A 17,996-nucleotide genomic window follows, 5' to 3' on the forward strand; every position below is an offset into this window, starting at 1 on the left:
CGGCCGGGTGCGTTTCGGCCCCGCCGTGACGGGTACGGCCCACCGGTGACGGTTCCGCCCGCCCACGCGCGCGCCCGGCGCAATCCGGCGGAGGGCCAGCCGCCGGTACGCCGGGCCGCCTTCGCCGTCGCCGTGGTCTTCCTGGTCGTCGGCCTGCTCGGCTTCGTACCCGGGATCACCGAGGACTTCGCCGACCTCCGGGTCGCGGGCCACCAGTCGGGGTCCCGGCTGCTCGGCGTCTTCAAGGTCTCCGTCCTGCACAACCTCGTCCACCTGTTCTTCGGCGTGGCCGGGCTGGTCCTGGCCCGGTCGGTCCCGGCCGCCCGGGTGTACCTGGTCGGCGGCGGCGCGGTCTACGTGGTGCTGTGGCTCTACGGAATAGCGGTGGACCACCGCAGCGCGGCGAACTTCCTCCCGGTGAACGACGCCGACTGCTGGCTGCACCTCGCTCTCGGCGCCGGGATGGTGGCGTTGGGCACGCTGACCGCGCGCCGCGTCGGCCGGTGAGTCGGTGGCCGGGTGACGGTCGCCTCGGCCCGGTTTCACCCTGCTCGACGCCGGGTAGTTCGCAGGTTCCGACGACATGAGAGGCGAGGGTCGCCATGCCGAGCCGGATCACGTGCGAGGTGCGCGACTGGGCGCCGGTGACGGTGGTGCGGCTGCACGGCGGTCTCGACCTGGACAGCATGCGCGCGGTGCGCAAGGTGCTCGAGCGGTGCCTGTCCACGGAGCCCGAAGCCCTGGTGGTCGATCTGGCCGACGTCACCGTCCGCGACCGGTTGGCCCTGTCGGTCTTCGCCGCCACCGCCCGCCGCGCGGCCGACTGGCCGGCGGTCCCGGTGATCCTCTGCGCTCCGCCGGCCGAGGCGGCGACGTGGCTGGCCGAGTCGAGCCTCGCCCGGCTGTTGCCGGTACGGCGGGACTGCGCCGAGGCGACCCAGGCCGCGCGTACGGCGGCGGGGCCTCGGCTGCGTGCCCGGCTGGAGCCGGTGGCGGAGGCCTGCCGGCGGGCCCGCGAGCTGGTCGGTGACGCCTGCGCCCGGTGGAACGTGCCGGAGGCGGCCGGGCCGGCGTCACTGGTGCTCAGCGAACTCGTGGGCAACGTGGTCCGGCACGCGCACACCCCGATGCAGGTGACGTTGACCCTGCGCCGCCCGTACCTGCACGTGGCGGTGCAGGACGGCAGCCGGGCCCGGGCCCGCGCCGGGCGGCCGGACGCCCGGGACGAGGGCGGGCGGGGCCTGCTGCTGGTCCGCGAGCTGGCCCAGCGCTGGGGTTGTGTGCCGGCCGGCGGTGGCAAGGTCGTCTGGGCGACCGTGGCCGCCGATTGACCGAAATTACCGCTCCAGGCTGAATTGTCGCTGTCGCCTGGTTTCATGGGCAGAGGCGCGGGTAGCGACGCCCGTTCCATCTGTCGTCAGGGCGGGGTGATATTTCGATGGCCAAGCGGGTCACCACCGAACCACGGGACCGGGGACCGGCGGTCCTGGCGCCGGCGCGCTTCGGGGGCTTCCCCGGCCCACTCCGGTCGACACTGCCCGGCAGCAAGCTGACCCGGTGGCTGGCCACCACCGACCACAAGCAGATCGGCCTGCTCTACCTGCTGACCTCGTTCGGATTCTTCCTGGTCGCCGGGCTGCAGGCGATGCTGATGCGCGCGGAACTGGCCCGGCCCGGCCTGCAGTTCCTCTCCTCCGAGCAGTACAACCAGTTGTTCACCTCGCACGGCGCGGTGATGCTGCTGCTGTTCGCGACCCCGGCCGCGTTCGGGTTCGCCAACTACATCGTGCCGATCCAGATCGGCGCGCCGGACGTGTCGTTCCCCCGGCTGAACGCGCTCGCCTACTGGCTCTACCTGTTCGGCGGGCTCATGGTCATCGCCGGCTTCGCCACGCCGCAGGGCTCGGCGGACTTCGGGTGGACCGCGTACACGCCGTTGAGTTCGGTGGAGCACTCCCCCGGGGTCGGGGCGAACATGTGGGTGATCGGCCTCGTCATCTCCGGCCTGGGCACCATCCTCGGCGCGGTCAACCTGATCACGACGGTCCTGACCCTGCGCGCACCCGGGATGACCATGTTCCGGATGCCGATCTTCACCTGGAACATGCTCTTCACCAGCGTGCTGGTCATCCTCGTCTTCCCGCTGCTCGCCGCCGCGCTGCTGGCCCTGTCGGCGGACCGGCTGCTCAACGCCCACGTGTACGACCCGGGGACCGGCGGGCCGCTGATCTGGCAGCACCTGTTCTGGTTCTTCGGCCACCCCGAGGTCTACATCATCGCGCTGCCGTTCTTCGGCATCATCACCGAGATCGTTCCGGTCTTCGCCCGCAAGCCGATCTTCGGATACACCGGTCTGGTGTTCGCCACCATCGCGATCACCATCCTGTCGATGGCGGTCTGGGCGCACCACATGTTCGCCGTCGGCCCGGTGCTGCTGCCGTTCTTCAGCATCACGAGCTACCTGATCGCCGTGCCGACCGGGGTGAAGTTCTTCAACTGGATCGGGACGATGTGGAAGGGGCAGATCACCTTCGAGACGCCGATGCTGTTCGCCATCGGCTTCCTGGTGACCTTCCTGTTCGGCGGGCTCACCGGGGTGCTGCTGGCCAGCCCACCGGCCGACTTCCACACCACCGACACGTACTTCGTCGTCGGGCACTTCCACTACGTCCTCTTCGGCACCGTGGTGTTCGCGCTCTTCGGCGGGTTCTACTTCTGGTGGCCGAAGATGACCGGCCGGCTGCTCGACGACCGGCTCGGCAAGGCCCACTTCTGGACGATGTTCCTCGGTTTCCACGGCACCTTCCTGGTGCAGCACTGGGTGGGCAACGAGGGCTTTCCCCGGCGGTACGCGGACTACCTGCCCACCGACGGGTTCACCGCGCTGAACACCTTCTCCAGCATCTCCGCGTTCGTGCTCGGCGCGTCCACGCTGTTCTTCATGTGGAACGCCTGGAAGTCCTGGCGGTACGGGGCGATGGTCAACGTGGACGACCCGTGGGGCTTCGGCAACTCGCTCGAATGGGCCACCACCTGCCCGCCGCCGCTGCGCAACTTCGACCGCATGCCCCGCATCCGGTCCGAGCGGCCGGCCTTCGACGCCAAGTACGGCCCGCTCGTCGCCGACCTGGGCCGCGACCTGCCGCAGCGCACCGTCAAGCCGCCGCAGACGTTCGGCGACGAACTGCACCGGGAGAAGCACGTGCCGGAGTCGCCGAGCGCCGAAGGGGCGACCGGCGCGCGCGAGGCGGTCGCGTACCACCCGGCCCCGCAGTCCGGCGCCCGGCCGGTCGAGGTGCCGGAGCCGGATCAGGTGCGCCGCCCCAGCTTCGAGGACACCGACGAGCCCGAGGAGACCATCTTCGGCCCCCAGCACGAGGCGGAGAAGAACGACCGCTGGCGCCACCCGCGGGGCCGCGGCGACACGACGGGGAACTGACCGTACGAGGTGGGGCCGGCGCGCTGCGCCGGCCCCACCTGCTAGTCCCTGGTCGGGGGGAGGCCGGCGGCGGCGAGCGACCGGCGGACGGCGGGCTGCACCCGGGTCAGCCGCAGCGGTACGCCGGTGCGGGCGGCCGCCTCCCGGCCGGCCATCAGCGCGGCGATCCCGCCGGCGTCGAAGCCGCCCGCGCCGACCAGGTCGACGACCACCTCGGCGGGCTGTCCGGTCACCGCCTCCAGCATGGCCCGACGCAACTGGTCGGCGCCTTCGCGGTCCACCTCGCCGCCGACCTCGACCACCACCCGGTCACCGTTCTGCTTCACCGAGATCCTCGTCTTCGCCGTGTCGGCCTCGGCGGCGCCGTTCTGCCACGGCGGCGCTGCGTCGGCGAGCATCGCCTGCCGCAGCCAGGTCAGCGCCCGGGACAGCAGCCGGGAGACGTGCATCTGCGAGATGCCGAACCGGGCCGCGATCTCGGCCTGGGTCTGGTTGCCGTAGAAGCGCATGGCGAGGATCCGCCGCTCGCGCCACGGCAGCCGGTGCAGCAGGCCGCTCACGGTCACCCGGTCGTCCACGGACTCCAGGGCATTGTCGGACTCCCCCACCAGGTCGCCGAACTCGGCGGAGCTCTCCCCGCCCACCGGGGCGTTCAGCGACGCGGGGCTGTACCCGGCCGCCGACTCCAGCGCGGCGAGGATCTCCTCCTCCGGCGTCTCCAGCCGCGCGGCCAGCTCGGCCACGGTCGGAGCGCGGGACAGCTCGCTGGTCAGCGCCGCCGTCGCCTGCCCCACCTCGAGGATCAGGTCGCGCAGGCGCCGGGGCACGTGCACGCCCCAGGTGCGGTCCCGGAAGTGGCGTTTGATCTCGCCGACGATGGTGATCGCCGCGTACGCGGTGAACGATCCCCGTTCCGGGTCGTACCGGTCCACCGCGTTGACCAGCCCCAGTCGGGCCACCTGCTCCAGGTCCTCCAGCGGCTCACCACGCCCCCGGTACCGGCGCGCCAGCCGTCCGGCGAACGGCAGCGCGAAGCGGACCAGGTCGTCGCGTGCCTCCTGCCGCCGTTCCGGCGGCAGTCCCTCGATCCGTGCCGCGTACGCCAGGGCCGCCGCGTCGAGGTCCTCGAGACCCCGTTCGGTGGGTGGCGGTGTACCTGTGGTGGTCTGTCCGAACATCCGCGCCTCCCTCAGGAAGGTCCCCCGCCCGGATTTGGGAAACCGGTCGTGCGCGTGGTGGCACCACGCACCGGGCCGGAAGTGGGTTACGTGACTGGGACGCCAGCGGGCGACGGCCGCGCTGCACGGCGGATCAGGCCGTCGCAGCCAGCGGTGTTCCCGCTCCGTAGGTACTCAATCACGGGACCCCGGGTTCGCGAGGATGTTTCGGCGTGCCGGTCTCAACAGACCACAAGCCCCTGGTGGGCGCCGCTTTCGCGGAGCGCTTCCAGGGCCGCGCCGACGCTCATCGCCGGCGGTGTCGGCAGGTCGTACGGCTGTGCCCGCAGCACCTCGGTGGCCCGGCGGGTGGGCACCGAGGTCACCGGGTACCCCCGGGCCGTCGTGCGGTCCAGGGCGCGCCGGCGGCGGCCGAAGGCGGCCACGGCCAGCCACTGCGGCAGCCCGGCCAGCGCCGGCGACCGAAGTCCCGGAGGCTCGGGCAGGACGTCCACCGAGCTGAACGGCTCGCTGCCGGCGAGCCACCACTCCACCCCCTCCACACTGCGCCGGGTGGCGTTCTCGCACCAGTAGGGCACCATCCCCGCGCGGATCACCTGCCACGGGTCGAGCAGCCGGCCGCACTCGACGACCAGGCGGTCACCGGTCTTGCCGGCGGCGCGCAGCCAGCGCCGGTACAGATCGGCGGTCGCCGCGCTCAGCGCGGCCGGTTCCGCCACGAACACCCGGTGCAGGGGGTGCCGGTGCCTGTCGGCCCACTCCCGGACGGCCTGGTCGAAATCGGACTCCACGCCGTGCTCGGCGGGACGGGGCGGCTCGGCGACCTCCGGCGGTGTCCAGCGCGTGCCGTCGCCGCCGGCCGAGCGGAGCACCTGGCGCAGCGCCGGGCTGTCCGGGTGGAAGTCCACCGGGTCCAGCCCGCTGCCCGGGCAACCGACCTGGAAGCTGTGGCCGGGCGCGGAGTCGAGCACCGGCCAGGTGCGGGCGTCGCGGAACAGCAGCAGCGGCGCGCCGGGTTCCAGGCGGTCGGCCAGGAACCGGACGTACGCCGCGGGCAGCCGCCGCCACCGGGCGGCGAGCGAGACGGTGGCACCCGCGAGGACGCCCCGGCTGGCCGGGCAGTGCACCTGGCGTACGTGCAGGTCGGGGTTGCCGGCCAGCAGCCGTGCGGTGAGCGCGGCACCGTGATCCAGCGCGGCCTGCGGGCGGTCCACCGCGCCCTGCGCCCAGTGCACGCTCATCTCGAAGCCGGCGGGCAGCCACGGCACGCCGAGCGCCACCGCGAGGTGGGCCGTGGCACCGTGTGGGGAGCCGAGCAGCAGCCCCGGGTACCGGCGGCGCGGGTACTGGTCGACGAACCAGTCGGCGACCCGGTCGGCGTCCACCTCGGCGGTCTGTCCGACGGTCAGCGCGACCCGGCCGGCGGCCCGGGTCGCCGCGGCCCGCCGCACCGCCTCGGGGGCGCCGGTGAAGCGCGACAGCGGGCCGGGGTGGCCAAGGTCGGCGCAGTCGGCGCCGCGCAGCGCCCGGGCCGTGGCCGCGACCAGGATCCGGGCCGCGCTGCCGGCCGCCACGACCCGGTCGCCGGCCAGGCCGGCACCCGCAGCCGTGAGCCCCGCGCGCACCTTGTGCACCGGCCCCACCTTGCCTCGTTCGCTCACCACGCGGCCCGGCTTCCCGTCCCGATGCGGTTCAAACGAGGCATCCCCGACCACTAGGGAGTAATCCCATGATCTCCGGCGGATCGCCGGTCCGGGGCGGCTACCGGCTGCCGGTCCCGCCAGGTACCGGCCCCTCCAGCGGGGGTGCTTCCGTGCTGATGCCGCCAGACGACGCGGCAACAACGGAACAGGACGGGTGACGCGGACGCTGTCGAGCTGCCCTCATGGACGGGGCAGGCCGGTCGGCCGGGGAACCGGGCCGGCCGGTCTCACGGATGGGGCAGCTCGACAGGCGGGCGCCGGCTGACCCGGACGGAAGCGCGACCGGCGCCCACTGATCGACACGCACGGGTCCGCCGTCAGACGCCCGGCCGGCGCCCGCTGTTCGACACGCCCCGGGTCCGCCGTCAGACGACGTCCTCCGCCTCCACGGTCACGGCGGCGTCGAGCATCCGGTCCCGGACCCGGCGGGCGGCGGCGCCCTCGGCGAACACGGCCCGCAGGTCGGCGAACGCCGGCTCCGGCGGGGCGAGCGGCACGGTGGGATCCACGACGGCCTCCACCACGCACGGCCGGTCGGCGGCGAACGCCTCGTCCCACGCCGCGCCCACCAGTTCGGGCCGGTCCACCCGGACGCCGTGCAGGCCGAGCAGGCGGGCCCAGCCCGCGTACGGCACGTCGGGGCGCCGCCGGGACAGGTCACCCCTCGGCTCGAGGCCCCCGCCCATGCCGGAGTGGTCGCGGTTGTTGAGCACCAGCACCACCAGGCGCGGGTCGCGCCACTGCTGCCAGTGGTGCGAGATCGTGACCAGCTCCGCGAGACCGTTGAGCTGCATGGCCCCGTCGCCCATCAGGGCGAGCACCGGCTGGTCCGGGGCGGCGAGTTTGGCCGCGACGGCGTACGGCAGGGCGCAGCCCATCGACCCGAGGGTGCCGCAGAGCTGCGCGTTGACTCCGGGCGGCAGTTGCAGGTGGCGGGCGTACCAGTAGAGGACCGAGCCGACGTCCACGGCGATCGCGCCGGTGCGGGGCACCCGGCTGGCCAGCTCGTGCAGCACCAGCTGCGGGTTCACCGGCTCGGCCGGCGCGGCGGCCCGCTCGGCGGCCTCGTTCCGCCACCGGTCGACGGAGTTCTCGACGGTGGCCCGCCAGGTCGCGCGCGGCCCGTCGGGCACCCGGGCGAGCAGCGCGCGCAGCGTCTCGGCGGCGTCGCCGACCAGCGGTACGTCCACCGGGTAGCGGGAGCCGATCCGGCGGCCGTCGATGTCGATCTGGACGGTACGGGCCTGCCCCGGCATGGGGAGGTAGTCGGTCCACGGGTCGTTCGTGCCGATCATCAGCAGGGTGTCGCAGCCGCCCATCAGCTCGGCCGCGGCCGGCGTGCCGACCTCACCCAGCACCCCGGTGTGGAAGGGCAGCCGCTCGTCGAGCACCGGCTTGCCGAGCAGCGAGGTGGCCACCCCGGCGCCGAGCCGGTCGGCGAGGGCGACGATCTCGTCGGCTGCGCCCCGGCCGCCCTGCCCGACCAGGATCGCGGTGCGCTGGGCGCCGCCGAGCAGCTGCGCCGCGGCGTCCAGGTCCGCCTCATGGGGCAGCACCCGGGCCAGCGGCTCGCCGGGCGTCGCGGTGAGTACGCCCGCCGACTGGGGCAGCAGGTCCGGCACCACGGTCTCCTGCACCTGGCGGGGCAGCACGACGCAGACCGGGCTGCGGGTGGCCGCGGCGGTGCGGAACGCCTCGTCGAGCAGACCCGGCACCTGGGCCGGGGTCCGCGCGTACCGGACGAACTGGTTGCACACGTCGCCGAAGAGCCGGCTCAGCCCGATCTCCTGGTGCGCGCCGCCGAGCGGTCCCGAGGCGTCCTCGCCGACGATCGCCACGACCGGCTTGCTGTCGAGCTTCGCGTCGTAGAGCCCGTTGAGCAGCTGGACGGCGCTGGGCCCCTGGGTGGCGAGGCAGACCCCGATGCCGCCGGTGAACTTGGCGTGCCCGGTGGCCATGAAGGAGGCGGTCTCCTCGTGGCGGGCGGGGACGAAGGCGGGGTCCCCGCCGGAGGCGTCGAGCGCCTCGACCACCGGGGCGATGGCCGCCCCGGGGTAGCCGAACGCGCGCGGGACCCGCCAGGCCCGGAGCCGTTCGACCACCACGTCGGCCACGGTTCGCTCAAGCATTGCCCCGGCCCGGGGTGCCAGCGTCGACGTAGCGCAGCACGGCACCGACGCCGTCGGTCAGCTCCGGGGCCTCGTCCGGGCCGAGCACGGTCAGCTCGGCGTCGGTCCCGACCAGCGCCCGCACCAGGGCGGCGTCGGCGCGGACCTTCGCCGGGTCGCGTACCGACATCGCGGTCAGCTGCCGCGGGTCGGTGGCGATCTCGGTCGGTTCGGGACCGACCCACAGCTCCCCGGTCGCCGACGGGTCGTCGACGATGATCATGTTCTCCACCTGGTTGCGTTGCAGCGCCGAGACCACCGCGTCCAGGCCGGCGCCCACGTCCTCCTGCATGCCGAACCGGTCCAGGGTGGCGCTGATCCGCTGGTCGGCGACCTCGGCGATGGTCTGCACGGTCAGGTCGTCCAGGAGGGTCTCGTCCGCTCCTCTGGCCCGCGATCCGGCGTCGGTGCGGACGAGGACGTCCTGCCACCGATTGGGCATCTGCGCGGCGATCACACCGGTGGCCCGGACGTCGCCGGCCACCACGACCACGTCGGCGCCGACCTTCTCGGCGAGCTGCACCGTCGCGGCGGCGACGTCGCCGGCGTTGTGGTGCCACGCCTCCATCGCGGCCCGCTGGTAGCGCGACTGCGACCAGCCACCCGGCTTGACCCGCCGCAGTTGGAAGTCCTCGCGGCCGGTCACGTGGGCGCGCCGGGGCACGCCACCGGCACTGACCGCCATCGCGTCGGCGCCTTCCCGGTTGGCCAGGACCCGCACCCAGGCGACCTGCTCGCCGCGCTGGGCGAGCAGCGGCATCACGTGCGGCAGCGGCGCGAACGCGGCGAGGTCCCGCAGCGGCGGGGCGGACAGGTACTCCGACAACGCCACCCGACCGTGGCTGGCGAACACCGCGATGCCGTAGTCCCCCGGCATCGGGTCGTGCCCTCGCACGACCCGTTCGATCGCCTCGATCGAGGCCAGGTCGGCCCGTTGCTGCTGAAGTTGGTCCCGCAGTGCGCGCCAGCGCAGGTCCAGCGCCGGGTGGGCGTCCTCGGTGTCGGCGGAGGCGTCCAGGTAGACCGAGCACCACGGGCCCGGCCGGTCGTAGAGCGGGCGCAGGAAGGACAGCTGCATGCTCGACCCCTTTCCAGCTCGGCCCTGCGCTTACCCATGCCGCCCGGCTTGTCACCTGGCCCGGCGGGCGGGGCGTGACCTGCGTTCATTCACGTCGTTCAACCGACCGGGCCGATACGATCGGTGAACGGAACCGGACTCTGGGTGGTGGCGATGGACAGCGACCTGCAAACTCCGCGGATCGTCCACCCGACGGCGCGGATCGTCACCGGCCGGATCGTCCGACTGCTCGAGGGCTACCCCCGCGAGGTACGGGTGGGCCAGCCGGTGCTGGTGGTGGTGCTGGCCGCGGCCAGCGTGGCGGGGCTGCTGGTGGCCCTGGTCCGCACCGTGGTCTCCGCCGGCTCCGGGGGCACGCGCCGCCGCTTCAAGGACCTGAAGAAGGGCCCCGAGTACCTGGTCACCCCGGTCCGCCTGCGCGACACCGCGGGGCGGCTGTGCGAGGTGGAGCTGCACGGGCACCTGCCGCAGAGCGCCCTGCACCCGGCCGACCACGTGCAGGTCACGCTGCGCCGGCAGCGCGATCCCGACCTGCCGCCGAAGATCGAGCGGATCGTCAACCTCACCACCGGGCAGCTGCTCACCCCGCGTACGGCAACGCTCTGGTCGCACCTCGGGCCGCCGCTGCTGCTCCAGGCCGCGATCGGTGCGCTGCTGCTCGCCGGGGTCGCCGCCTGCTCCACGCTGACCTGAAAGGAAGGGCCCCTTCTTAACGCCTGGCGTTGTACAGGGGCCCCTTCCTCACCGCCGTGACCCGACGTTTCGGCCCATCCGGTGGCGGGCACGGCAGGCAGCCATGTTCGACGGATTCACGCTCGAGGAGATCGACGTCGGCGAGGTCCGGCTGCGGGTACGCCACGGCGGGTCCGGCCCGCCGGTGGTGCTGCTGCACGGCCACCCCCGTACGCACGCCACCTGGCACCGGGTGGCGCCCCGGCTCGCCGACCGGCACACCGTGATCTGCCCGGACCTGCGCGGATACGGCCGCTCGTCGAAACCGCCGACCACCCCGGACCACACCCCGTACTCGAAGCGGGCGATGGCCCGCGACGTGGTCGGCCTGCTCGATGCGCTCGGCCACCCACGGGCGGCGGTGGTCGGCCACGACCGCGGCTCGTACGTGGCGATGCGGACGGCGCTCGACCACCCGGACCGGGTGGAACGACTCGCCGTTCTCGACGGGGTACCCATCGGCGAGGCCCTCGCCCGGGCCGACGCCCGGTTCGCCTCCCTCTGGTGGCACTGGTTCTTCCTCGGGCAGACGAGCAAGCCGGCGGAACGGGTGATCAACGCCGACCCCGACGCCTGGTACCGCGGGTCGCCGGAGCAGATGGGCGAGGAGGCGTACGCCGACTACCGGCAGGCCGTCCGCGACCCGGCCACGGTGCACGCGATGTGCGAGGACTACCGCGCGGGGCTCGGGCCGGACCGGGCGGCGGACGACGCCGACAAGGCCGCCGGCCGGAAGATCACCTGCCCGGTGCTGTTCTGCTGGTCCAGCCGGGACGACATGGTGGACCTCTACGGCGACCCCGCGGGGATCTGGCGGGAGTGGGCCGATGACGTCCGCGCCGCGCCGATCGAGTCCGGGCACCACATGGCCGAGGAGGCGCCGGAGCAGCTCGCCGCGACCCTGCGGGCGTTCCTGGCGGAGTGACCGCGCCGGCCGGCGGGCCGGTCGGAGTCAGCCGACGGGGGCGGTGTCGCGGGCCGGGGTGGGGGCGTCGGCGAGCAGGCCCCGGCGGCGGGCCCACCGCTCGAAGGCCAGGGTGGCGAAGGGCGGCACGGCGCAGACCAGGGCCGCCCCGGTCGTGAGCAGGCTCCACCGGCGCAGCCGGGCCACCGCGAGCACCAGGACGCCGTACGCGATGAAGAGCCCGCCGTGGACCGGGCCGAAGATCTGCACGCCCAGCTCGTTGGCCGGCGGCCCGTACTTCACCGCCATGCCGGCCAGCAGCGCCGCCCAGGAGATCGCCTCGGCGATCGCCGCCACGACGAACAGCTGGGTCACCCGTTCCCGCATCGTCACGATTCCCACCCCTTCCGCGCGGCCATGCTAGTCGCCCCACCGGGGCCATCGCGGCGCGGACGGGGTGCGGCGCGACGGGGATCACCGGCACTCCGGTTGGGTAGAAGAGGACCGATGGCTCTTCCCCCACCCGTAACGGCATGCGAACTTAGGGGGAACCAGCGGTGACAGGGTGGTGACCATGGGCGAGCATGTCGGCGCGCGGACCTTCAGCCGTGAAGATCGGGCCCGGTACCGCGAGAAGGTACGCCGGTGCCTCGACGTCTTCGCCGAGATGCTGCGGGAGTCCCGGTTCGACGTCGACCGGCCGATGACCGGGCTGGAGATCGAGCTGAACCTCGTCGACGACCGGTCCATGCCCGCCATGCGCAACGCCGACGTCCTCGCCGCCGTCGCCGACCCGGCCTTCCAGACCGAGCTGGGCCAGTTCAACGTCGAGATCAACGTGGCGCCCCGGCGGCTCGCCGGCACCGGCACCGCCGAGTTCGAAGAGCAGGTACGCGCCAGCCTCAACGCCGCGGAGGCCAAGGCGCAGACGGTCGGCGCCCACATGGTCATGATCGGGATCCTGCCGACGCTGCGTCCGGAGCACCTGACCGCGGCGACGCTGTCCGCGAACCCCCGCTACAAGCTGCTCAACGAGCAGATCTTCGCCGCCCGCGGTGAGGATCTGCGGATCGCGATCAACGGCGTCGAGCGGCTGGCGGTCACCGCGGACACCATCACCCCCGAGGCGGCGTGCACCAGCACCCAGTTCCACCTCCAGGTCAGTCCCGACCAGTTCGCCGACTACTGGAACTCGGCGCAGGCGATCGCCGGCATCCAGGTCGCGCTCGGCGCGAACGCGCCCCTGCTCTTCGGCCGCGAGTTGTGGCGGGAGACCCGCGTCCCGCTGTTCGAGCAGGCCACCGACACCCGCGCCGAGGAGATCAAGGCGCAGGGTGTCCGCCCCCGGGTGTGGTTCGGTGAACGCTGGATCACCACGGTCTTCGACCTGTTCGAGGAGAACGTCCGCTACTTCCCCGCGCTGCTGCCGATCTGCGACCCGGAGGACCCGGCCGAGACGCTCGCCGCCGGCGGCGTACCGAGCCTCGCCGAGCTGCGGCTGCACAACGGCACCATCTACCGGTGGAACCGCCCGGTGTACGACGTGCTGAAGGGCCGGCCGCACCTGCGGGTGGAGAACCGGGTGCTGCCGGCCGGGCCCACGGTCGTCGACACGATCGCCAACGGCGCCTTCTACTTCGGGCTGGTCCGGGCCCTGGCCGAGAGCGACCGGCCACTGTGGTCGCAGATGTCGTTCAGCGCCGCCGAGGAGAACTTCACCTCCTGCGCCCGGTACGGCATCGACGCGCAGGTCTTCTGGCCCGGCCTCGGGTACCTGCCGGTCACCGAGCTGGTGCTGCGCCGACTGCTGCCGCTCGCCCACCACGGGCTGGACCGCTGGGGCGTGGCCCCGGACGAGCGGGACCGGCTGCTCGGCATCATCGAGAAGCGCTGCCTCACCGGTCGCAACGGGGCGAGCTGGCAGGTGGCGACCCTGCACCGGCTGGAGTCCGCCGACCACCTGGACCGGCCGGAGGCCCTGCGCGAGGTGGTCCGGCACTACGTGGACCTCATGCACAGCAACCGGCCGGTCCACGAGTGGCCGCTGCCCTGACCGGTCCCGCCCACAATCAAGCAATCGGGAAGACCCTCGCGGGCGCGGCGCGCTCCATCATGAAGGCTCACCCTCCGTGACGCCAGAGGAGCCTTCCGTGACCCAGACCGACCGGCTCACCGACCACCGCGACGCCACCGATCCGATCCGGCTGTCGACCGCACCCCGTGCCACGTCCCTGTTCGTCAACGGACACGCCCCGCGCCGACGCGGCTTGCTCATCCTGCTCAGCCTGCTGGGCGGCTTCCTGCTCACCGTGGTGTGGTCGGCGGAGTTCGTCGACCAGACCATCGGCGACAACGTCGCCAACGCCCTGCTGGGCCACGACGCTAAGGAGACGCCCCTGACCGGGGTCGTGGCCGGCGTACTGTTCGCGTTCGTCTCCGGCATCGCCGGCACCTTCACCGCGTGCAACATCGCCGCGTTCGGCGCCATCGCCCCCCTCGCCGGCTCGTCCGGCGGCCGGCTGGGCCGGTTCCTGGCGCCGCTGCGTCCGCTGGGCTGGATGGCTGTCGGCATGATCGCGGTGTCCGCGCTCTACGGCGCGATCGTCGGTCTCGTCGGGACGTCGATGCCGCAGTTCTCCACCGCTCAGAACACGCCCGGCTCGCTGTCGCCGCGCAGCATCCAGTCCATGGTGGTCTTCGGCCTGATCGGGCTGATCATGGTCTACCTGGGCCTAGCCGCGCTGAAGGTCGTGCCGGACCCGTTCGCGCGGATCTCCCGTCGGTACCCCAACGCCCCGCTGGTCTTCATGGGCGCGTTGGTCGCCGGTTTCCTCATCGGACGGCCGTACCCGCTGTTCCGGCAGATGTTCCGGGACGCGGCAGAGAGCGGGAACCCGCTCTACGGCGCGGCGGCGTTCACCCTCCAGTCGATCGGCAACATCGTGATCATGGCGGTGCTGTTCCTGTTGCTCGCGTGGTTCGCCGGGAGCCGGCTGCAGGCCTGGTTCGCGGCGCGCCCGGCCCGGCTGGCGGCGATCACCGGGGCCGCGTTCCTCGTCGCGGGTGCCTTCACGTTCCTCTACTGGGACGTCCGCCTGCTCGCCCGCCGCGAGATCATCCCCTGGTACCCGACCGCCCCCTGGACGTGACGGGCCCTGTCGCTGATCAAACTCGTGGGCCGCGGAGCGGTCAGCGGGTGACGCGGCCGAGTGGCTCGGCGTCGAGCCACTCGGCCGCCCAGCCGAGTGCGGGCAGGTGCGGACCTTCGGACACGGTCGTCTAGCGAAGCGACCGGAAGGCGGTGCGAAGCTCCTCGGACAGAAGCTGCGGCTGTTCCCAGGCCGCGAAGTGCCCGCCCTTGTCGAGCTTGTTGTAGTGGATGAGATTGGGGTACGCCTGCTCCGCCCAACTCCTCGGCGCCTCGTACATCTCGTTGGGAAAGACGCTGACGGCAGCCGGGACGGAGATGCCCTTGGCGGCGAAGAAGGAGAAGGTGTTCTCCGCGTAGATGCGAGCCGCGGAGACGCCCGTGTTCGTCAACCAGAAGAGCGTGATGTTGTCGAGGATGTCGTCTCGCGTCAGGCCGCGGGGTTGTCCGGCGAAGACCTCGCAGATCAGGTCCAGACTACGAGCGTCGTGGTCGATCATGTAGGTTGCCAGACCGACCGGCGAATCCGCGAATCCGGTCAGTGTCTCCGGGCGCGTCCCCATGAGGAGGGCGTAGGCGGAGTGCTTCCAGAAGAAGTCGATTCGCTCGCACGTGCGCCTCTCCTCGTCGGAGAGACCGGCGGGCAGCTTCCCCAGCGCGTCGTTCACCCCGGTGATGTCCGACTGCAAGAGGCTGTCGATGTCGGGTGGGACCACACCCGGCATGTTGGTGTGGACGCCGAGCAGTTCCGGAGGCGCCTGCAACCCCATCAGATCCGAGATGAGCGCTCCCCAGTCGCCGCCCTGTGCGACATATCGCGTGTATCCGAGGCGCTTCATCAGCTCGATCCAGGCCCGTGCGACACGGTCGGGCCCCCAGCCGGGCTCGGTCGGCTTGCCGGAGAAGCCGAAGCCGGGCATCGACGGGATGACCAGATGGAACGCGTCCGACGCGTCCGCGCCATGGGCGGTGGGATCGGTGAGCGAACCGACGAGCTTCAGCTGCTCGATGATCGAGCCGGGCCACCCGTGCGTGATGATCAGCGGCATCGCCTCCTCGTGCTTCGAACGCACATGGATGAAGTGGATGTCCAGGCCGTCGATCTCGGTGATGAAATTCGGTAGGGCGTTCAGCCGCGCCTCGACCTTGCGCCAGTCGTACTCCTTCTCCCAGTAGCGCGCGAGCGCCTGACTCGTCGCCAGGGGCACGCCCTGCGACTGGTCCGGGACGGTCTCCTTCTCGGGCCAGCGCGTGGCCGCGATGCGCGCCCGCAGCGCCTTGAGATCCGCCTCCGGGATCTCGATCGAGAACGGTCGGATGTCGGTGGCGCGCGCGAGGGTCTGGGTCTTGACAGCCACGTGGGCCTCCCTTTCGTTGGCGTTGCTCGATGGTCCAGCGAAGTGACCAGCCCGGTTGGGCACTAGGTCCGGCCTTCTCCCCGCCGGGGAAGCTTCCACTCCGGCCGGGGGAAGTGGCAGGTGTAACCGCCGGGATTCCGCTCCAGGTAGTCCTGGTGTTCCGGCTCGGCCTCCCAGAAGGGGCCGGCTGGGCTGACCTCGGTGACCACCTTGCCGGGCCACAGGCCGGAGGCGTCGACGTCGGCGATCGTGTCTTCGGCGACCTTCCGCTGCTGGTCGTCGATGTAGAAGATGGCCGACCGGTAGCTGGTCCCCACGTCGTTGCCCTGACGGTTCTTCGTGGTCGGGTCGTGGACCTGGAAGAAGAACTCGAGAAGGTCCCGGTAGGACAGTTTGTCGGGGTCGTAGACGATCTCGATCGCCTCGGCGTGGGAACCGTGGTTGTAGTACGTCGCGTTCGGCACGTCCCCGCCGGTGTATCCGACCCTGGTGGCGACCACGCCCGGGCGTTTTCGGATGAGGTCCTGCATCCCCCAGAAGCAGCCGCCCGCCAGGATCGCCTTCTCCGTCGTGTCGGTCATCGCTCCCCTCCCCCGTGCTCGAACATCAGGACACGCCCTACGGGCCGAACGTGAAGACGTACGCCCGGAGGCCGGGTTGGTTGATGACCAGGGTCAGCACGTGGTCGACCCGGGACGCGTCGGCGACGAGCCGAAACATGGCCGCCTGGTCGATGCGCGCGACCGCGTCCGGGTCGACGTCGGCGCCGCGCTCGTCTCCGATCGGGTTCCCGTCGAGCAGCACCCGGACCGCGGCCTGCCCGGCGGGCCCCGGGTCGACGACGAGGTTCACCTCGCCGGCGTTGAAGGGCAGGGCGAGTTCACCCGTGCCGCTGGCGAGCTCGACGTACTCGCCGCCGACGAGCCAGTCGCCGGTCAGAGCGAAGCTGCCCGGCACGCCCCGGGCGGCGCCGAGGTACGTCTCGGGTGTGACGCCGAAGTAGGAGGGTTCCCCGGTCGTGGCGAAGGCCATCGCCTCGGGGCTGACCGGCGGCAGCTTGGTACGGGGCGCCCGGATCTCGAGGAGCCGCCGGATCTCCGACTCCACCCGCTCGTAGCTGCCCTCGCCGACCCACCGGTCGACGAGTCGTCCGTCCGCGTCGAAGAGGTACTTCGCCGGCCAGGCGTCGTTGCGGAGGGCCCGCCAGAACGTGAAGTCGTTGTCGATCGCGACGGGATAGGTGAGGCCGTGGTCGCGGATCGCCCGGTCGATGTTCTCGGGCTGCCGGCCGAACTCGAACTCGGGGGCGTGCACGCCGATGACGGTCAAGCCACGTTCGGTGTAGTCGCGATGCCACGCCTTGACGTACGGCGCGGTGCGGATCCAGTTGATGCAGGTGTACTCCCAGATGTCGATCAGGACCACCCGGCCGCGTAGATCGTCGGGGGTCAGCGGCGGCGAGTTGACCCACCGCTCGACGGTGATGGGAGGGAGCTGCATGGTCATGTTCGTCGTCACGCCGGCACCTCGACGGCCGTGGCTCCGACGATGGCCTTGTCACCGTCGTTCTGGACGTAGCCGACCACCGTGGCGTGTCGTGGATCGAGATCCGGCGGCACCTCGAGTTCGACGTGTCCCTGTCCCGTGTGCAGCCTCGCCGACGTGAAGGCGCGAACCACGCCGTCCTGCCGCAGCCTGCGGCCGGCGTTCTCGCCCCGGGGGACGTCGTTCTCCAGGCCCCGCTCCACGACGGCCACGTTCAACACCCCTCGCTGCGGCGGCCGCTCGACCTGGTAGTTCACCGTCACCCGGCGCCCGCCGGCGGCCTCCACCGACAGCGCGAGCGGCGTGACGGCTGGCGTCTTCAGGGCGTACGCGATCGCGTCTGAAGCCTGCCGACGGTCGGAGCCGACGAACTCGGTGGTGCCGTTGACGATCATCTGCGGTGTGTACAACCCGCCGGAGCCGAAGGCGCGCGCGTAGTCCTCCTGGCGGAGGGTGTGCGCCGCGGCGCCGTACGGGTCGGTCCAGCCCAGGTGGTCCCAGTAGTCGACGTGGAAGCCGAGGGCGTAGACGGGCCGCCCCCGCTCCCGGGCGTCGCGGTCGATCTCGGACAACGCTGCCTCGGCGGGAGGACAGCTGTTGCAGCCCTGGGAGGTGAACATCTCCACGACGGCGAAACCGCCACCGGCCGGCCCCTGGGCACTGTTCGACCCGGTGCGCGATGTGTCCGTCATGGCGCAGCCTCCTCGGTCAGTCCTGCTGGCGGGCGTGACCTTCCCGTTCCG

Annotated in this window: 16 protein-coding genes; 7 read left to right on the forward strand and 9 right to left on the reverse strand. The window is 72.3% G+C overall.

Annotation, left to right across the window (positions count from 1 at the left end):
- Window positions 1–45: 45 nt before the first annotated feature.
- The 3 genes from ACTMS0_RS21895 (at window position 46) to ctaD (ending at window position 3,439) form a co-directional block, all read left to right on the forward strand.
- Window positions 46–507, forward strand: coding sequence for a DUF4383 domain-containing protein (locus ACTMS0_RS21895; RefSeq protein ID WP_441157116.1), 462 nt, complete (start codon window positions 46–48; stop codon window positions 505–507).
- Window positions 508–602: 95 nt separating this feature from the next.
- Window positions 603–1,331, forward strand: a complete 729-nt coding sequence (locus ACTMS0_RS21900) for an ATP-binding protein (RefSeq protein WP_441157117.1) — start codon at window positions 603–605, stop codon at window positions 1,329–1,331.
- Between the two features lie 107 nt (window positions 1,332–1,438).
- Complete coding sequence (ctaD, locus tag ACTMS0_RS21905) at window positions 1,439–3,439, forward strand: aa3-type cytochrome oxidase subunit I (protein ID WP_441157118.1); 2,001 nt, start codon at window positions 1,439–1,441, stop codon at window positions 3,437–3,439.
- Between the two features lie 41 nt (window positions 3,440–3,480).
- On the opposite strand, the gene ACTMS0_RS21910 is transcribed toward ctaD, so the two are convergent.
- The 4 genes from ACTMS0_RS21910 to ACTMS0_RS21925 form a co-directional block, all read right to left on the reverse strand.
- A complete protein-coding gene (locus tag ACTMS0_RS21910) occupies window positions 3,481–4,617 on the reverse strand; it encodes a SigB/SigF/SigG family RNA polymerase sigma factor (protein ID WP_441157119.1) in 1,137 nt (378 codons plus the stop codon).
- A gap of 221 nt (window positions 4,618–4,838) precedes the next feature.
- On the reverse strand, window positions 4,839–6,251 hold the full coding sequence (locus tag ACTMS0_RS21915; protein WP_441157120.1) for a hypothetical protein: 1,413 nt from the start codon (window positions 6,249–6,251) through the stop codon (window positions 4,839–4,841).
- A 434-nt stretch (window positions 6,252–6,685) separates the two neighbouring features.
- Complete coding sequence (locus ACTMS0_RS21920; protein WP_441157121.1) at window positions 6,686–8,449, reverse strand: thiamine pyrophosphate-binding protein; 1,764 nt, start codon at window positions 8,447–8,449, stop codon at window positions 6,686–6,688.
- Window positions 8,442–9,566 (reverse strand): baeRF2 domain-containing protein, encoded by a 1,125-nt coding sequence (locus tag ACTMS0_RS21925; protein WP_441157122.1) that lies wholly within the window; start codon window positions 9,564–9,566, stop codon window positions 8,442–8,444. The genes ACTMS0_RS21920 and ACTMS0_RS21925 overlap by 8 nt, the downstream gene beginning before the upstream one ends.
- Window positions 9,567–9,710: 144 nt before the next feature.
- Between ACTMS0_RS21925 and ACTMS0_RS21930 the strand changes: the two genes are divergently transcribed.
- Entirely contained in the window at window positions 9,711–10,259 is a 549-nt protein-coding gene (locus ACTMS0_RS21930; protein WP_441157233.1) for a hypothetical protein, read from the forward strand.
- A gap of 103 nt (window positions 10,260–10,362) precedes the next feature.
- Entirely contained in the window at window positions 10,363–11,223 is an 861-nt protein-coding gene (locus ACTMS0_RS21935; protein ID WP_441157123.1) for an alpha/beta fold hydrolase, read from the forward strand.
- Between the two features lie 27 nt (window positions 11,224–11,250).
- On the opposite strand, the gene ACTMS0_RS21940 is transcribed toward ACTMS0_RS21935, so the two are convergent.
- Window positions 11,251–11,589, reverse strand: coding sequence for a DUF3817 domain-containing protein (locus ACTMS0_RS21940; protein WP_441157234.1), 339 nt, complete (start codon window positions 11,587–11,589; stop codon window positions 11,251–11,253).
- Between the two features lie 187 nt (window positions 11,590–11,776).
- On the opposite strand from ACTMS0_RS21940, the gene ACTMS0_RS21945 reads away from it, so the two are divergent.
- Window positions 11,777–13,255, forward strand: coding sequence for a glutamate--cysteine ligase (locus ACTMS0_RS21945; protein WP_441157124.1), 1,479 nt, complete (start codon window positions 11,777–11,779; stop codon window positions 13,253–13,255).
- 97 nt (window positions 13,256–13,352) lie between these two features.
- Window positions 13,353–14,351: a hypothetical protein gene (locus tag ACTMS0_RS21950; RefSeq protein ID WP_441157125.1), complete on the forward strand. Its 999-nt coding sequence runs from the start codon at window positions 13,353–13,355 to the stop codon at window positions 14,349–14,351.
- A 130-nt stretch (window positions 14,352–14,481) separates the two neighbouring features.
- Here ACTMS0_RS21950 and ACTMS0_RS21955 read toward each other — a convergent pair whose 3' ends face one another.
- From ACTMS0_RS21955 to ACTMS0_RS21970, 4 genes are all read right to left on the reverse strand, one after another.
- A complete protein-coding gene (locus ACTMS0_RS21955) occupies window positions 14,482–15,708 on the reverse strand; it encodes an epoxide hydrolase family protein (protein WP_441157126.1) in 1,227 nt (408 codons plus the stop codon).
- A 62-nt stretch (window positions 15,709–15,770) separates the two neighbouring features.
- Window positions 15,771–16,289, reverse strand: a complete 519-nt coding sequence (gene msrA, locus ACTMS0_RS21960; RefSeq protein ID WP_441157127.1) for a peptide-methionine (S)-S-oxide reductase MsrA — start codon at window positions 16,287–16,289, stop codon at window positions 15,771–15,773.
- A gap of 37 nt (window positions 16,290–16,326) precedes the next feature.
- On the reverse strand, window positions 16,327–17,226 hold the full coding sequence (locus ACTMS0_RS21965; protein WP_441157128.1) for a redoxin domain-containing protein: 900 nt from the start codon (window positions 17,224–17,226) through the stop codon (window positions 16,327–16,329).
- Window positions 17,223–17,945, reverse strand: coding sequence for a DUF1223 domain-containing protein (locus ACTMS0_RS21970; protein ID WP_441157129.1), 723 nt, complete (start codon window positions 17,943–17,945; stop codon window positions 17,223–17,225). Before ACTMS0_RS21970 ends, ACTMS0_RS21965 begins: the two co-directional genes overlap by 4 nt.
- Between the last annotated feature and the right edge of the window lie 51 nt (window positions 17,946–17,996).

The organism is Micromonospora sp. H33, assembly GCF_052068455.1.
Classification (GTDB): domain Bacteria; phylum Actinomycetota; class Actinomycetes; order Mycobacteriales; family Micromonosporaceae; genus Micromonospora.

Bases quoted from the DNA above. Each gene is read 5' to 3' on its own strand.
- ACTMS0_RS21900 (WP_441157117.1), top strand. From the start codon at position 603: ATGCCGAGCCGGATCACGTGCGAGGTGCGCGACTGGGCGCCGGTGACG.
- ctaD (WP_441157118.1), top strand. From the start codon at position 1,439: ATGGCCAAGCGGGTCACCACCGAACCACGGGACCGGGGACCGGCGGTC.
- ACTMS0_RS21910 (WP_441157119.1), bottom strand. From the start codon at position 4,617: ATGTTCGGACAGACCACCACAGGTACACCGCCACCCACCGAACGGGGT.
- ACTMS0_RS21920 (WP_441157121.1), bottom strand. From the start codon at position 8,449: ATGCTTGAGCGAACCGTGGCCGACGTGGTGGTCGAACGGCTCCGGGCC.
- ACTMS0_RS21925 (WP_441157122.1), bottom strand. From the start codon at position 9,566: ATGCAGCTGTCCTTCCTGCGCCCGCTCTACGACCGGCCGGGCCCGTGG.
- ACTMS0_RS21935 (WP_441157123.1), top strand. From the start codon at position 10,363: ATGTTCGACGGATTCACGCTCGAGGAGATCGACGTCGGCGAGGTCCGG.
- ACTMS0_RS21940 (WP_441157234.1), bottom strand. From the start codon at position 11,589: ATGCGGGAACGGGTGACCCAGCTGTTCGTCGTGGCGGCGATCGCCGAG.
- ACTMS0_RS21945 (WP_441157124.1), top strand. From the start codon at position 11,777: ATGGGCGAGCATGTCGGCGCGCGGACCTTCAGCCGTGAAGATCGGGCC.
- msrA (WP_441157127.1), bottom strand. From the start codon at position 16,289: ATGACCGACACGACGGAGAAGGCGATCCTGGCGGGCGGCTGCTTCTGG.
- ACTMS0_RS21970 (WP_441157129.1), bottom strand. From the start codon at position 17,945: ATGACGGACACATCGCGCACCGGGTCGAACAGTGCCCAGGGGCCGGCC.